At 61.7% G+C, this 14,895-nt stretch carries 10 protein-coding genes, 3 tRNA genes and 1 pseudogene; 11 read left to right on the forward strand and 3 right to left on the reverse strand.

Annotated features, from left to right (window positions below; genetic code table 11):
• The first annotated feature begins 1 nt into the window (after position 1).
• The 8 genes and pseudogenes from ACTNFK_RS06780 to clpX all read left to right on the forward strand — a co-directional run bounded on the left by ACTNFK_RS06780 (position 2) and on the right by clpX (position 5,728).
• A complete protein-coding gene (locus ACTNFK_RS06780) occupies positions 2–850 on the forward strand; it encodes an ABC transporter ATP-binding protein (protein WP_435935776.1) in 849 nt (282 codons plus the stop codon).
• A gap of 97 nt (positions 851–947) precedes the next feature.
• Positions 948–1,020, forward strand: a tRNA-Asn gene (locus tag ACTNFK_RS06785).
• 117 nt (positions 1,021–1,137) lie between these two features.
• A tRNA-Gly gene (locus tag ACTNFK_RS06790) sits at positions 1,138–1,208 on the forward strand.
• A gap of 71 nt (positions 1,209–1,279) precedes the next feature.
• A tRNA-Pro gene (locus ACTNFK_RS06795) sits at positions 1,280–1,354 on the forward strand.
• Between the two features lie 61 nt (positions 1,355–1,415).
• Positions 1,416–2,864: a trigger factor gene (gene tig, locus ACTNFK_RS06800; RefSeq protein ID WP_435935775.1), complete on the forward strand. Its 1,449-nt coding sequence runs from the start codon at positions 1,416–1,418 to the stop codon at positions 2,862–2,864.
• Between the two features lie 158 nt (positions 2,865–3,022).
• Positions 3,023–3,637: pseudogene (locus ACTNFK_RS06805) on the forward strand (ATP-dependent Clp protease proteolytic subunit); the annotation flags it as partial.
• Positions 3,638–3,645: 8 nt separating this feature from the next.
• Positions 3,646–4,317: an ATP-dependent Clp protease proteolytic subunit gene (locus ACTNFK_RS06810; protein ID WP_435935987.1), complete on the forward strand. Its 672-nt coding sequence runs from the start codon at positions 3,646–3,648 to the stop codon at positions 4,315–4,317.
• 133 nt (positions 4,318–4,450) lie between these two features.
• Positions 4,451–5,728: an ATP-dependent Clp protease ATP-binding subunit ClpX gene (gene clpX, locus ACTNFK_RS06815; RefSeq protein WP_435935774.1), complete on the forward strand. Its 1,278-nt coding sequence runs from the start codon at positions 4,451–4,453 to the stop codon at positions 5,726–5,728.
• On the opposite strand, the gene ACTNFK_RS06820 is transcribed toward clpX, so the two are convergent.
• From ACTNFK_RS06820 to valS, 3 genes are read right to left on the reverse strand one after another with little or no spacing between them, the layout of a single operon-like run.
• Positions 5,725–6,231, reverse strand: a complete 507-nt coding sequence (locus ACTNFK_RS06820) for a hypothetical protein (protein WP_435935773.1) — start codon at positions 6,229–6,231, stop codon at positions 5,725–5,727. The two genes, clpX and ACTNFK_RS06820, sit on opposite strands and share 4 nt — an antisense overlap.
• 10 nt (positions 6,232–6,241) lie before the next feature.
• Positions 6,242–6,520, reverse strand: a complete 279-nt coding sequence (locus tag ACTNFK_RS06825) for a Fe-S oxidoreductase (protein ID WP_435935772.1) — start codon at positions 6,518–6,520, stop codon at positions 6,242–6,244.
• A 9-nt stretch (positions 6,521–6,529) separates the two neighbouring features.
• Positions 6,530–9,121 carry a valine--tRNA ligase gene (gene valS, locus ACTNFK_RS06830; protein ID WP_435935771.1) on the reverse strand — a complete coding sequence of 864 codons (2,592 nt, stop codon included), beginning with the start codon at positions 9,119–9,121 and terminating at the stop codon, positions 6,530–6,532.
• Between the two features lie 486 nt (positions 9,122–9,607).
• Between valS and ileS the strand changes: the two genes are divergently transcribed.
• The 3 genes from ileS to ACTNFK_RS06845 are packed head-to-tail and all read left to right on the forward strand — an operon-like array spanning position 9,608 to position 14,822.
• Positions 9,608–13,003, forward strand: a complete 3,396-nt coding sequence (ileS, locus tag ACTNFK_RS06835) for an isoleucine--tRNA ligase (RefSeq protein WP_435935770.1) — start codon at positions 9,608–9,610, stop codon at positions 13,001–13,003.
• The gene (locus ACTNFK_RS06840) at positions 13,000–14,349 is read left to right on the forward strand and encodes a bifunctional folylpolyglutamate synthase/dihydrofolate synthase (RefSeq protein WP_435935769.1); all 1,350 of its coding nucleotides are present in this window, start codon (positions 13,000–13,002) and stop codon (positions 14,347–14,349) included. The genes ileS and ACTNFK_RS06840 overlap by 4 nt, the downstream gene beginning before the upstream one ends.
• Complete coding sequence (locus tag ACTNFK_RS06845) at positions 14,346–14,822, forward strand: DUF4233 domain-containing protein (protein WP_435935768.1); 477 nt, start codon at positions 14,346–14,348, stop codon at positions 14,820–14,822. The genes ACTNFK_RS06840 and ACTNFK_RS06845 overlap by 4 nt, the downstream gene beginning before the upstream one ends.
• Positions 14,823–14,895: the final 73 nt, after the last annotated feature.

Here is a 14,895-nt window from a genome sequence, read left to right on the forward strand (position 1 = left end):
CATGGTTGAACCGCATCCTGAGGCAGATCCATCGATTTCAGTGTCTGATCTTTCGCTGGCCTATCCGGCACACGGCGGCGCCAAGGCGTTTCAAGCCGTCGAAGGCATCACCTTCGAGGTCGCCCGGGGCGGTGTATTTGCGATCCTGGGTGAGAGTGGATCAGGGAAGACCACGCTGACAAAATTTCTCGCTGGGCGCGGAGACGACGGGATGGCGAAGGGATCTCGAGTGCAGGTCGCCGGGGGTGAAGCCTCGGTGCTCGATGTCCCAATGCGCCGGCTCACGCGCCGCGCCGCAACTCGCTTGACGGCGTATGCAGGTCACCTCGCGCAAGATGCCGGTGCCACACTACCCCCCGACCTCAACGTCGGAGACATTCTCTTTCAGCCCATCGCGGAAAGAACGAAGAGGTTCGATCGGGAGCAACTCGGTCAGGTTGTCGCCGAAATGATGGATCTGGTGGGTCTGCCGCTCAGCAAACTGCAGGAGTTTCCCTTCGAGTTGTCCAAGGGACAGCGACAGCTGGTGGCAGTGATTCGCTCGCTCATGCTCGATCCCACGGTCTATTTCGCAGACGAACCCACACTCGGCGTTGACGCAAACAATCGGCCCCGGATCGTCGACCTGCTCACCTGGTATCGGGAGAAGAGCGGCGCAACCATGGTGCTGGTAAGTCACGACATTGGCGTGCTCGAGGCACTCGTGCAGGATGTTCTGGTGCTCCAACAGGGTCGACAGGTGGGTACCGGCGACATCAATGAGATCTTTCGTGATGCCGACCACGGGTACGTATTGCAGCTCGCCCAAGCCCTGCGCGCGACGGCGTACGACGAAGTTGCCGAGGAATAGACCGCGCGAATCCGGGGGACTCACGGGAATTTGGCGGGCCGATTTGCGGGCCGAATTGGCGATTTGATAAGCTAAACGATGTTGCCCAAGGCAATGATCCCCTGTAGCTCAGTTGGCAGAGCGCTTGACTGTTAATCAGGATGTCGCTGGTTCGAGCCCAGCCGGGGGAGCGCCCGAAGCCCCCACCGAATTGGTGGGGGCTTCTTCGCACCCTGCGCATTTGGGGGGTCGGAGATGTACTAGACTAGTGCGGGTGCGTTTGCATGCTTCAAAGTGCGCAAGCTCTCGGGGATGTAGCTCAATGGTAGAGCCTCAGTCTTCCAAACTGATTACGCGGGTTCGATTCCCGTCATCCCCTCGGAAGCCCCTTGACTGATGTCAGGGGGGTTTCAGGGATCCGAGTGGTTCTTTTCGCCCGACAGGGCAGTACGGGGCGTAGCTCAGCTTGGCTAGAGCGCCCGCTTTGGGAGCGGGAGGTCGCAGGTTCGAATCCTGTCGCCCCGACACGAGTGCAGCGGTTCGCCGCACGTGCAACACCCGCGAAAATCGACACTGAGAGGCCAAATTGCCGAAGACGAATGCTGAGAAGCTCACCCCGACACGGGTCAAGCTGACCGTCGCGATCACGATCGACGAACTCGAGCCGCACCTGAAGCAGGCTTACCAGACGATTTCCGAGCAGGTGTCAATTCCTGGTTTCCGCAAGGGCCACGTGCCTGCGCCCATCATCGATCAGCGCATGGGCCGTGAGGCAGTGGTCGAGCAGGCCGTCAACTCTTCGCTCGACGAGTTCTACCAGGTCGCGCTTGCCGAAACCGATACGCGTCCGATGGGTCGGCCCACCGCTGATGTTGAGCAGTGGCTTGACGTCAAGGATCCAGCGAGCGAGATTGTGCTTGCGTTCGAGGTTGAGGCTCGCCCAGAGTTCAAGCTGCCCAAGTACGACGGTCTCAAGATCACCGTCGACAACGCCGAAATTGGCGAGGACGCTGTCGAGAACGAGCTCACCAAGCTGCGCGAGCGTTTCGGCAACCTGGTGACTGTCGATCGTCCCGCTACGACCGGCGACTTCGTCGAACTTGACCTGGTGGCTCGTGTCGATGGTGATGATGTGGATCAGGCAACGGGCGTCTCGTACGAGGTCGGTGCCGGCAATATGCTGCAGGGGCTCGATGAGGCCGTTGAGACCCTGACGGCAGGCGAGTCCACCACCTTTACATCGCAGCTTCTGGGCGGCGAGCACGAGGGACGCGACGCAGAGGTCGAGGTCACGGTCACCGCAGTGAAGGAGCGAGAGCTCGCTGCTGCCGACGATGATTTTGCTCAGCTCGCAAGTGAGTTTGACACGATCGATGAGCTGCGCGAGAGCCTCGCCGAGCAGGCGAAGCAGGCAGCCGTCTTCGCGCAGGGCCGTCAGGCGCGCGACCTGTTCACCGAGACACTGATCGAGAAGGCAAAGATTCCAGCATCGGAAGAGCTGGTCGAGGAAGAGGTGCACCGTCACCTTGAGGGCGAGGATCGACTCGAAGATGACGAGCATCGCGCCGAAGTTCAGGTTTCGGCTGCAAAGCAGATCCAGCTCCAGCTGTTGCTCGACGCTATCGCTGAGGCAGAGAAGGTCGTTCCGACCCAGAACGAGCTCTCACAGTACATCTTCCAGTCTGCTCAGCAGTACGGCATGGACCCGTCGCAGTTCCTCCAGGCGCTCGGCCAGGGTGGTCAGATGGGGGTCATCGTCGGAGAGGTAACTCGCAACAAGGCGCTCGCGATCGCGCTCTCCAAGGCGAAGGTTGTTGACCAAGACGGCAACGTAGTTGACCTGAGCGAATTCACTGCTGTGGATGACGAAGCCGTAGCCGAGGTCATCGACGAGGCCGAGGAAATCGTGGAGGAGGCAGAGGCCGCAGAAGCCGTCGAGTCGGTTGAGGCTGATGAGACCGACAGCGAGAAGCCCGCTGCCAAGAAGCCTGCCGCGAAGAAGCCCGCCGCCAAGAAGGCAGACGACGCGGAGTAATCTTCGTCACCTCGGCTTCACCGTCGCACTGAGAATCCCTGTCTCTGAGGAGGCGGGGATTCTCTTGCGCTCCGGCCATGCAGATGGCGGGCGGTGTGCCCAGGGCGAACACGGCCGCACAACCATCCGCAAATCGGTAGCCTCATTACAGGTACCAATCGAAGGAGCGCCGCATGGCAGAAAACATGCCGCCGAACAGCGTGTTCGAGCGACTGCTGAAAGACCGCATCATTTGGCTGGGCAGTGAGGTGCGTGACGACAACGCGAACGAGATTTGCGCGAAAATCCTCCTGCTTGCGGCAGAGGACTCCGAGTCGGACATTTACCTCTACATCAATTCGCCCGGCGGATCCATCACGGCCGGCATGGCCATCTACGACACGATGAGTTTCGTCCCGAATGACATTGTTACGGTGGGGATCGGCATGGCCGCATCAATGGGCCAGTTCCTCCTGACCGCGGGCACGAAGGGCAAGCGCTACATCACTCCGAACGCCCGGGTGCTGCTGCATCAGCCACACGGTGGGTTCGGTGGCACCGCCAGCGACATTCAGACGCAGGCTCAGTTGATCACGTCGATGAAGAATCGACTCGCTGAGATCACCGCAGCGCAGACCGGCAAGACGGTCGAGCAGATCAACGCGGATGGTGACCGAGACCGCTGGTTCAATGCGCAAGAGGCGCTGGAGTATGGCTTCGTCGATTACATCCGCGATTCCGCGAGCGATGTCATCGGTGGCGGCGGTACTGGCAAGCAGGAGAGTGGGAAGTGAGCGATCAGATGGTTTACCCGCACATGCCGCAGTTGGGTGGCGAGGCCATTCACTCCCCGAGCGCACGATACGTGCTCCCCACGTTCGAAGAGCGCACTGCCTACGGTTACAAGCGACAAGATCCGTACGCGAAGTTGTTTGAAGACCGCATCATATTCCTCGGTGTGCAGGTCGATGATGCGTCGGCAGACGACGTGATGGCCCAGCTGCTTGTGCTCGAGAGTCAAGATCCCGAGCGCGACATCACGATGTACATCAACTCACCGGGTGGATCGTTCACCGCGATGACCGCCATCTACGACACGATGCAGTACATTCGACCGCACGTACAAACGGTCTGCCTCGGCCAGGCCGCCTCCGCCGCAGCCGTCCTCCTCGCCGGCGGTTCACCCGGCAAGCGCCTCGCGCTGCCCAACGCCCGGGTGCTGATCCACCAGCCGTCGACGGGACAGTCAGGGCACGGTCAGGCCTCGGATATCGAGATTCAGGCACGCGAAATCTTGCGCATGCGAGAGTGGCTTGAAGAGACGCTCTCGAAACACTCGAAGCGTACGCCTGAACAGGTGAATCGCGACATTGACCGAGACAAGATTCTCAGCGCGCAGGAAGCGCTGGAGTATGGACTAGTCGATCAGGTGCTGACCAGTCGGAAGAATCCGCAGCCGGTCATCAATAAGTAGCCGCAGTGTGACGCCGCCCCGAAGTCGGTTCCCGGACGGACCCGACTTCGGGGCGGCGTGCCGTGGCCGAGATTGTCAGTTGGGCCAGCTAGGCTCGGTGGTACCGGGGTGACTTGCAGAAGGGGAACCGCGCATGGCGAAAATCGGTGAAAGCAGCGACCTGCTGAAGTGCTCGTTTTGTGGCAAGTCACAGAAACAGGTCCAGCAGCTCATTGCAGGACCTCAGATTTACATCTGTGACGAGTGCGTTGGTCTGTGTAATGAGATCATCGAAGAGCGCATGGCTGAAAACTCCGTCGACGAGTCGACCGAGTTTGTGCTGCATAAGCCTCGCGAGATCGCGGATTTCCTTGATCAGTATGTCATCGGTCAAGACCGAGCCAAACAGTCGCTTGCGGTCGCGGTGTATAACCATTACAAGCGCGTTCGTGCGTTGAAGTCGCTCTCAAGTGCGGAAGCCGCCTCCGAACAGGTCGAGATCGCCAAGTCGAACATCCTGATGCTCGGACCGACCGGGTGCGGTAAGACCTACCTGGCCCAGTCGTTGGCTCGACAGCTCAACGTGCCATTCGCCGTCGCCGACGCTACGGCACTCACCGAAGCCGGATACGTCGGTGAAGACGTTGAGAACATTCTGCTGAAGCTGCTGCAGGCCGCTGATTTTGACGTGCAGCGGGCAGAGACAGGCATCATCTACATCGACGAGGTCGACAAGATCACGCGCAAAGCAGAGAATCCGTCGATTACCCGCGATGTCTCTGGTGAGGGTGTGCAGCAGGCTCTGCTCAAGATTCTTGAGGGCACGGTCGCATCAATACCGCCTCAGGGTGGTCGGAAACACCCAAACCAAGAGTTCATTCAGCTCGATACCACCAACGTTCTGTTCATTGTCGCCGGTGCCTTCTCAGGTCTCGAAGACATCATCGCTGCTCGCCTCGGCAAGGGTGGTATCGGGTTTGGGGCCCCGATGGCGAGCAAGCGTAATGAAGCTGAGTTACTCGCACAGGTGCAACCCGAAGACCTGCACAAGTTCGGCCTCATCCCCGAGTTCATTGGGCGCCTACCCGTCATCGCGACGGTCGATCCGCTTGATGCAGATGCCCTGGTGCGTATTCTGTCTGAACCGCGCAACGCCCTGGTGAAGCAGTACCAACGCATGTTCGAGCTCGACGGCGTAGGCCTTGAATTCGAAGAGGCGGCCTTGGCTTCAATTGCTGAGCTTGCCGTAGAGCGCAAGACAGGAGCCCGCGGCCTTCGTGCAATCCTCGAGGGTGTACTTGGTCCGGTCATGTTTGATGTTCCGTCGAACGGCGAGATCACTAAGGTCATCGTGACGCGCGAATCGGTGCTCGGCGAAGCCGATCCCCGGGTGCTCCAGAGTGCCGGCGCGGCCGAGGAGCGCAGCGCTTAGCCTGTAGTGCGACTCACGTCGAAGCTCAGCAGCACCGCACCCTCGTCTTGCGGGATAGTGACGGCGACCACTGACAGCGCGGCACTCGAAAGCGTTGCCGCCCTCCCGCCCTCGGGGGTTTCCGAAGCGTCAGACTCGGTGAAACCGCCAAGTGCCACGATCTCGGACCAGAACACCGCGGCCTCGGTTGCATCCGCTGCGCGGAGCACGACGAACCATGCTGACTCGCTTCGGGTTCCAGCATCATCAATGACTGCCTGGGCCGGCAGTGGAAACTGCTCGCGGGGGAAGGTGTCTGGGAGCTCGGTCGTCTTGACTGCGGGGTCGAAGTCGTCCGTGGGTTGGCTCCAACTGCTCTCAGGGTTTACCGTCTCAGATCCCTTTTCGGGCTGGCCCGCGATTTCGGTGGACTCGGGAGCGCACCCGGCCAGGCTCAGCGCGAGCAGCAGTGCGCTCACGCTTGCCAGCGCGCGTCCGGCGAACGAAACTCCTGTGCGCATCATTTCCACTCCCTCATTCGCTCAACCAGTCGTTTGAATCGGTGGCCTCATCAGAGACAGAAGCGACGCTGTCCCAGGATTGTAAACCTGTGACGCGAGCCGCCCCGGTCGGATCGAGTTCGACCAATACCAGCTCGTCGAGGGCACATCGTGGCCGCCCCTCGAGCCACGTCAGCGTCCACGCGTTGGCACCCGGGTGCCGTGCCTCCTGCTCAGCTATCGTCTCGTGAAGCTCCCGTGGCACGCTCGGGTGGGGTGGGTCACCCACCCGCCAGCGTGATCCAAGTTGCATGATCGATGCCTACGACTCTGACTGCTCGGCCAGGTGAATCTCGGACACGGTGACTGCAGAGACCTCGGCTGCTTCGATCCGCAACTCGGAGATTCTGCCAACCGCTGCGAGGTCGGCAGCGGCGAGTCGCAGACGCGGGGCATCCCCACCGGAGGCCTGCACGACAGCCAGGTCAACCATCGTCTTCTGGGAGGCCTTGGCCGCGGTCTTCGCGCCGCGGATTCCCACGAGCGCTCCGCCCACGAGCGGGAGGAGGCCGGGATCAGCATCTGCGCCCGCGAGACTCATCACCTCGTCGGTGACTGGCCAAGGAGAGGTGTGCACCGAGCCCGTGTTGAACCACGACCAGGTTTCCTCTGTCGCGAAGGGAATGAACGGGGCGAAGAGCCGCACGAACACGGAAAGTGCCGCACGCAGGGCCGTGACTGCCGAGGCCTGCTCCTGCCCACTGCCACCGTGCGCGCGCTCCTTCACGAGCTCGAGATAATCGTCGCAGAATGTCCAGAAGTACGACTCGGCGACCTCGAGCGCCCGGGCATGATCGTAGTTTTCAAACGCTCGAGTTGCCTCCTCGATGACGCGTTCCATCCCGGCAAGCATCGCGCGGTCGATCGGCTCCGTGACCGTTCCCGCAGCACTGTCGTCAAAGCCCAGCGTGAACTTTGCCGCGTTGAGCAGCTTGATCGCCAGTCGACGACCGATCTTGATCTGCGTGGGGTTCTGCGGGTCGAACGCCGCGTCCGTTCCGAGCTTTGCCGAGGCGGCCCAGTAGCGCACCGCATCGCTGCCGTGCTGCTCCAGCATGCCCGCAGGGGTGACGACGTTGCCCTTCGACTTTGACATCTTCTTGCGATCCGGGTCGAGGATCCACCCGGAAATGCCCGCGTGCTGCCACGGAAGCTGACCGGTCTCAAGCTCGCTGCGCAGCAGGGTGCTGAAGAGCCAAGTACGAATGATGTCTTGGCCCTGTGGCCGAAGACTGAAGGGGAACACCAGGTCGAAGAGCTCCTGGTCTCGTTGCCACCCGCCCGCGAGCTGCGGCGTGAGCGATGAGGTCGCCCAGGTATCCATGACATCGACTTCCCCGATGAAGCCGCCAGGCATGCCACGTTGTGACTCCTCGAATCCGGGAGGCACGTCGATTGAGGGGTCGACCGGAAGCTGGGCCTCGCTGGGGAGGATCGGCTCCTCGAACAGAGGGTTGCCGTCTGCGTCGAGTGGATACCACACCGGAATCGGTACCCCGAAAAAGCGTTGACGTGAGATCAGCCAGTCGCCAGAGAGCCCTTCCACCCAGTTTTCGTAGCGCACGCGCATGAACTCGGGGTGCCACTGCAGCTCGCGGCCGTGTGCAAGAAGACGCTCGCGCAGGTCGGAATCGTGCGCCCCGTTCTTGATGTACCACTGGCGAGTCGACACGATCTCGAGAGGTCGGTCACCCTTCTCAAAGAATTTCACCGGGTGTGTGATCTTACGGATCTCTCCGGTCATCTCGCCAGAGGCTTGCAAGAGTTCGACCATGGTCTGCTTGGCGCTGAACACCGTCTTCCCGGCGATCTCCGCGAACGCTGCGCGCCCGGCTTCGCTCGTAATGATCTCCGGCGCATCTGCGAGCACGCGACCGTCGAAACCCAAGATGCTTCTGCTCGGAAGTTGCAGCTCGCGCCACCAAATGACGTCTGTGACGTCGCCAAACGTGCAGATCATCGCGATACCGGTGCCCTTGTCTTTCTGGGCGAGGTGGTGGGCGAGGATCGGGACTTCGACATCGAAGAGCGGGGTGCGCACGGTGGAGCCGAAGAGGGGCTGAAAACGCTCGTCATCGGGGTGGGCAACGAGTGCGACGCACGCGGCAAGGAGCTCGGGCCTGGTCGTGTCGATGAAGATATCGCCGCCGCCGTCAGTGCGATGAAACGCGATCGTGTGATAGGCGCCGGGCTGATCCCGATCCTCGAGCTCAGCCTGGGCCACCGCGGTGCGGAACGTGACATCCCACAGCGTTGGTGCCTGCGCCTGGTACGCCTCACCTCGTTGCACATTGCAGATAAATGCCAGTTGAGATGCGCGAAGGGAGTCGTCGGCGATCGTACGGTAGGTCTGTGACCAGTCAACCGAGAGCCCCAGTGTGCGCCAGAGATCCTCGAACTGCTGTTCGTCTTCGACGGTCAGTCGCTCGCAGAGTTCGATGAAGTTTCGACGCGAGATGGGCTGCTGATCCGCAGCCTTAATGCTCTTTCCATCCCCACCCTCGTGCGGTGGGGTGAAGTCGGCAGCGTAGGGGAGAGACGGGTCGCAGCGCACGCCGTAGTAATTCTGCACGCGGCGCTCAGTGGGGAGTCCGTTATCGTCCCATCCCATCGGATAGAACACGCGCTTGCCACGCATGCGCTGAAAACGAGCGACGGTGTCAGTGTGGGTGTAGCTGAATACGTGACCCACGTGAAGTGATCCAGAGGCGGTGGGCGGGGGAGTGTCGATGCTGAACACCTCGTCGCTTGACGCGCCCGTGCGATCGAAACGGTAGGTTCCGGAACTCTCCCACGCGGCCCCCCACTTGGCTTCCAGGCCTTCGAGTTGGGGCTTATCTGGGATCGCACTCATGCGTCTGCTCCGGTTTCGCTATAGGCGGCACCGTGTCTGCGAGCTGCGCCGTGAGGCGCGATCCACTGGGTTCAATGGAAGGCTCTGGTGCCTGAAAGGGGGTCGAATCAAGCTTACCTGTCGACGTGCTCGCGATCGGGCTAAAGCCCTCGACGCACAGACCGTTGATTCAGGTTCGCACCGGGTAGTATTAAGGCAAATGCGAGGATCCGGCTATCACCGGGGAGTCTTCGGAAGAACGGCACCCCCGGGTGCCTAGTAGAACCGAACGGGTGGCCCGTTACAGCCGAATGAAGTGGTCGAGTTCAGCGCTGGAATAAGAGCGCGGATCGCGACAAGCAGGGTGGTACCGCGGGATTGCGAAGCTTTCGGGCTGGCAGCCTCGTCCCGGCAGTTTTTCCACGATTCACCCCCCTCGCATCACATAACGTGGCGCGAGGAGTGGAGAGTGGGCAACCGCACGATGAGAGCCGCAGCGAGGAACCCATGCCCTACCCCCAGCAGTCGACCGACGCACACAGTGCGAGCACCGAAAACGGCCCGAAGCATGCCGCAAAGATGACAGGCTCCGCGTTCGGCGTGAAGCCCTCCCCGTCGTTTCCCGAAATTGAAGAACGGGTGTTGGCCTTCTGGCAGGCGGACGACACGTTTCGTGAGTCGATTAGGCAGAGAGCGCACGCGTCGGAGTGGGTATTCAATGACGGTCCGCCGTTCGCAAACGGCCTGCCGCACTACGGTCACCTCCTGACCGGGTATGCGAAGGATGTGTTTCCGCGATTCCAGACCATGCGGGGCCAGAAAGTCGAGCGCCGGTTTGGGTGGGACACTCACGGGTTGCCCGCCGAGCTTGAGGTAATGAAGCAATTGGGCATCACCGAGAAGAGCGAGATCGAGGCGATGGGCATCGCTGCGTTCAATGCCAAGGCGCGCGAGTCGGTGCTCTTCTATACGAAGGAGTGGGAAGAGTACGTCACCCGTCAAGCGCGCTGGGTCGACTTTGAGAATGACTACAAGACACTGAATCTCGATTTCATGGAGAGCGTGCTCTGGGCGTTCAAGCAGTTGTATGACAAGGGGCTGGCCTATGAGGGTCATCGCGTTCTGCCGTACTGCTGGCGTGACGAGACCCCGCTCTCGAACCACGAGTTGCGCATGGACGATGACGTGTACCAGATGCGTCAAGATCCGTCAGTGACGGTGAGTTTTCCTTTGGTTGGCGAGCGGGCGGCGGCACTGGGGCTCGACGGGGTGCGGGCGCTGGCCTGGACCACGACACCCTGGACGCTGCCGACCAACGTGGCACTCGCGGTCGGCCCCGAGATTGCCTATGCGGTGGTGCCCGAGGGGCCTCTCGGTGCTGCAGATGGGGCGAGTGCGGCATCGGCCACCTACATGCTCGCAGCCGACCTCGTCGGAGCACACGCAAAGGAGCTCGGCTACGAGTCGGCAGATGAGGCACGTGGCGCATCGCTGCGCACCATACTCGGCAGCGAACTCGCCGATGTTTCGTATGCGCGACTGTTCGACTACTTCGCAGACGCGGAGGTGTGGAACACCGAGCAATGCTGGCGCATCCTGGTCGACGGTTACGTCACGACCACCGACGGTACGGGCATCGTCCACCAGTCGCCGGCCTACGGCGAGGATGACATGCGCATCGCCTCGGCTGCTGGCATGCCGACGATCGTCAGTTTGGACGACGGAGGCCGCTTCATCTCGGCAGTTTCCGATGTCGCCGGGGAGTTGTGGTTTGACGCAAACCGACCCCTCATCCGCCTGATCCGCGAGCAGGGCCGTCTGATCCGTGAGGCGAGCTACGAGCACGCGTACCCTCATTGCTGGCGCTGTCGAAACCCCTTGATCTACAAGGCCGTCTCGAGTTGGTTCGTTCGCGTTACCGAACTCAAAGAGCGCATGCTCGAGGTCAACGAAGAGATCAACTGGGTGCCCGCGAATGTCAAGCACGGGCAGTTTGGGAAGTGGCTTGAGGGCGCGAGGGACTGGTCAGTGAGCCGCAACCGCTACTGGGGCAGCCCGATCCCGGTGTGGAAGAGCGACAATCCCGACTACCCACGAATCGACGTCTATGGTTCGCTCGCCGAAATCGAGGCCGACTTCGGCCGCCTCCCGCGTGGCGCAGAGGGTGAAGTGGATCTGCACCGACCCTACATCGACGAACTGACCCGCCCGAACCCCGACGATCCCACGGGGCAGTCCACGATGCGGCGCATCGAGGACGTGTTCGATGTGTGGTTCGATTCGGGCTCGATGCCCTTTGCGCAGGCACACTACCCATTTGAGAATCAGGACTGGTTCGACACACACCAGCCCGCCGACTTCATCGTCGAATACATCGGGCAGACTCGCGGGTGGTTCTACGTCATGCACGTGCTGGCCACCGCGCTGTTTGACCGGCCGGCGTTCACGAACGTCATCAGCCACGGGATTGTGCTTGGCTCCGACGGCAACAAAATGTCGAAGAGTCTGCAGAACTACCCCGATGTCAACGAGGTGTTCGAACGTGACGGGTCGGATGCGATGAGATGGTTCCTCATGGCATCGCCAGTCGTCCGTGGGGGCAACCTGATCGTGACGGAAGAGGGGATCCGGGAGGGGGTGCGACAATTCATCCTGCCGCTCTGGAGCACCTGGTACTTCTTCAGCCTGTATGCCAACGCCGACGGGCTCGAGGGGCGGTGGCGCACGGACTCACGCGATCCACTGGATCGGTATATCTTGGCGAAAACCGGTGCGCTCGTGCGAGATGTTGGCGCGCACCTTGAGGCGCTTGACACCACATCTGCGGCTGAATCGCTGAGGGATTTTGCCGAGGTGCTCACCAACTGGTACGTGCGTCGCTCGCGGGATCGGTTCTGGGCCGGAACCAGTGGAGAGAACGGGGACGAGGTCAACCGTCAGGCGTTCGACACTCTCTTCACCGTGCTGGAAACAGTGACGCGAGTCGCGGCCCCGATGATGCCGCTGGTCGCCGAGGAGATGTGGCGCGGACTCACCGGGGGCCGCTCCGTGCACCTGACCGACTGGCCGAAGGCGGACGCGTTTCCGGCAGACGAAGAGTTGGTCGGTGCGATGGACGAGATCCGACAGATCACCTCGCAGGCGCTGTCGCTTCGAAAGTCTCGTCGCCTTCGCGTGCGATTGCCTCTGAAGAAGCTGACGGTAGTGACCGCGCGGAAAAAGGCGCTCAAGCCATTCGCTGAGATTCTGCGAGAGGAACTCAACGTCAAGAGGGTCAAGTTGAAGCGGCTGAAAGACGACAGCGCTGAGGAGCATGGCATTGTGCAGCAGCTCACTGTCAACGCGCGGGCCGCCGGACCGCGCATCGGGAAGAGCGTGCAGCAAGCGATCGCCGGAGCCAAGAGTGGGAACTGGAGTGAGTCTGACGGTGTCGTGACCGCCGGAGGGGTAGCGCTGCAGCCTGGCGAGTACGAGCTGACCAACTCGGTGGGTGACGGATCGCACGATCGAGATGTGCTGGGGCTCCTGCCAGGCGGAGGCTTCGTGCTGCTACGCACGGAGACCAGTCCCGAACTGGAGGCGGAGGGCATCGCTCGAGATGCGATCCGCGCGGTGCAAGAGGCTCGAAAGAATGCCGGACTCGAGGTGAGCGATCGGATCGTGCTCGCGCTGAACGCTGCCCCCGAATACGCCGCGGCCCTACAACTCCACGGCGGCCTCATCGCTGCCGAGACTCTGGCTGTCGGTTTCGCGGTGCAACCCACGGAAGAGATGGAAGAGCTGGCGGCTGCGCCCGACCGGGTTATCGACAACGTCGTGTTTGTCAGCAGCGCTGCGGCCTTGGGCGCGGAAAAGGCCCCGCTGATCATTACCGTTGACGCATCAGAAACGAGTGCAGAATGAGTCTGAACCCAAGTGCCGCGAGTGTCTACGAGGCATTGTTGGAACGGGTAGGCGAGGCGACCCCCCGCCCCCGAATCGAGCCGGCCCGGCGCCTCGCAGAACTCGCAGGCTCACCGCAATTGTCTTTTCCGGTGATCCAGATCGCTGGTACGAACGGAAAGACCTCGACGAGTCGGGCGGTCGAGTCTCTGCTGCGCGCGCACGGCCTCCGGACGGGGCTGTTCACGAGCCCCCACCTCGTGGATTTCACCGAGCGCTTTCAGATCGATGGCGAGCCGATTCGTGACGAAGCACTCGGGTCTGCCTGGGCCGACCTCCAGCTCCCACTTGCAGTGGTAGATCGTGAGCTCACCGACGCGGGTCAAGGTCCCATTACCTTCTTCGAGGCTCTTGCAGTGCTCGCGTTCCTGGCCTTTGCGGATGCCCCAGTCGAGGTCGCGGTTGTTGAGGTTGGAATGGGCGGGGAGTGGGATGCCACCAACATTGCCGACGCGCAGGTCGCGGTGTTCACACCGATCGATCTCGATCACACCTCGATTCTCGGCCACACGATCGCGGAGATCGCACATACGAAGTCGGGAATTATCAAGCAGGGCACGCTCGTTGTCTCGGCCCGCCAGCACGAAGATGCAGCCGGCGAACTGCGCTTGACAGCCGATGAGCGAGACGCAAAGTTGCTGAGTGCTGGACTTGATTTCGACCTTGTCGAAGACCGGCTTGCTGTTGGCGGTCGGCAGATTGACGTGCGCGGGATCACCGGGCACCTGTACCAGTCGACATTCGTACCGCTCTATGGGAGCTACCAGGCTGAGAACGTCGCGGTCGCGGTCGCCGCAGTCGAGGGCTTCTTCGGCGGGGAACGGCCAATACCAGAGTCGGTCTTCGAGGAGGGGCTTGCGCAGCTCACCTCGCCCGGGCGTCTGCAGCTCATCGGCACTGATCCCGTTGTCTATGTCGATGCAGCACACAATCCACACGGGGCTGAGGCGTTGGCACGCGCCGTCACTGAGTCGTTCGCGTTCAACGAACTTGCACTCGTGGTCGGTGTCATGGCAGAGAAAGATGCCACGGGAGTCTTGGCGGCACTGGCGCCTCTTGCCGATGCCGTATACCTGACCCCGGTTGATTCCGAACGAACAGCGACCGCCGATGAACTCGCCGCACTCGGTATCCACGCGCTCAGCGAGCTCCCGGTCAGCGTGACCGAGTCGCTTCCCGAGGCACTTGACGTGGCACGTGCCTGGGCAAGTAGGGGCGAGGGCCGGGCGGTTCTGGTCGTCGGTTCGGTATTGCTCGCTGGCGAGGCAATCGCCTTCGCTCGTTCCGAGGGGTGGGCCGTCGCATGAGTGCCGGATCGCCCTCGCCGCGCGACCCAGAAGAACCAGAACTGACGCTCTCGCCGTCAGAGAGTTTCGCCCACGACGCGGCAATGCGAGTCTCCGGTGCCACTTCTGGCTCCGATGGTGGTGCGCGCACCCAACGTGCACTCGCCTCGATCGTGCTCGGGTTTGAGCTCATCGTCGTCTTCCTCATCGGCATGACAGTGTTCGGCCTCGGCATCACCGAGCCGCGCGAGCTCGGCATCTACGGCGGCATCGGACTCTGCGTGGTGATAATTGTTGCCCTTGCGACGATGCGCAGAGGCAAGATCGGAATCTGGATCGGGTGGGCAGTGCATGTGTTGATGCTGCTCAGCGCACTCGTACTGCCCATGGCGTTAATCGTCGGGATCATTTTTTCTGCCCTGTGGGTCTACTGCATGGTGAAAGGCGCGCGGATCGATCGAGATCGCGCGGCCTGGCTTGCCGAGCAACAGTAGGTACGACGTGCCCTCCTCGATCGAAGGGACTACACTCGACGAGGGCGAAGCCCGACCGGTACGTGAATGATGC

The sequence above is a fragment of the Leucobacter fengyongliangi genome (assembly GCF_052386045.1).

Excerpts from the sequence above, each read along its gene's own strand:
- ACTNFK_RS06780 (WP_435935776.1), top strand. The coding sequence starts at position 2 with ATGGTTGAACCGCATCCTGAGGCAGATCCATCGATTTCAGTGTCTGAT.
- ACTNFK_RS06810 (WP_435935987.1), top strand. The coding sequence starts at position 3,646 with ATGGTTTACCCGCACATGCCGCAGTTGGGTGGCGAGGCCATTCACTCC.
- clpX (WP_435935774.1), top strand. The coding sequence starts at position 4,451 with ATGGCGAAAATCGGTGAAAGCAGCGACCTGCTGAAGTGCTCGTTTTGT.
- ACTNFK_RS06820 (WP_435935773.1), bottom strand. The coding sequence starts at position 6,231 with ATGATGCGCACAGGAGTTTCGTTCGCCGGACGCGCGCTGGCAAGCGTG.
- ACTNFK_RS06825 (WP_435935772.1), bottom strand. The coding sequence starts at position 6,520 with ATGCAACTTGGATCACGCTGGCGGGTGGGTGACCCACCCCACCCGAGC.
- valS (WP_435935771.1), bottom strand. The coding sequence starts at position 9,121 with ATGAGTGCGATCCCAGATAAGCCCCAACTCGAAGGCCTGGAAGCCAAG.
- ileS (WP_435935770.1), top strand. The coding sequence starts at position 9,608 with ATGCCCTACCCCCAGCAGTCGACCGACGCACACAGTGCGAGCACCGAA.
- ACTNFK_RS06840 (WP_435935769.1), top strand. The coding sequence starts at position 13,000 with ATGAGTCTGAACCCAAGTGCCGCGAGTGTCTACGAGGCATTGTTGGAA.
- ACTNFK_RS06845 (WP_435935768.1), top strand. The coding sequence starts at position 14,346 with ATGAGTGCCGGATCGCCCTCGCCGCGCGACCCAGAAGAACCAGAACTG.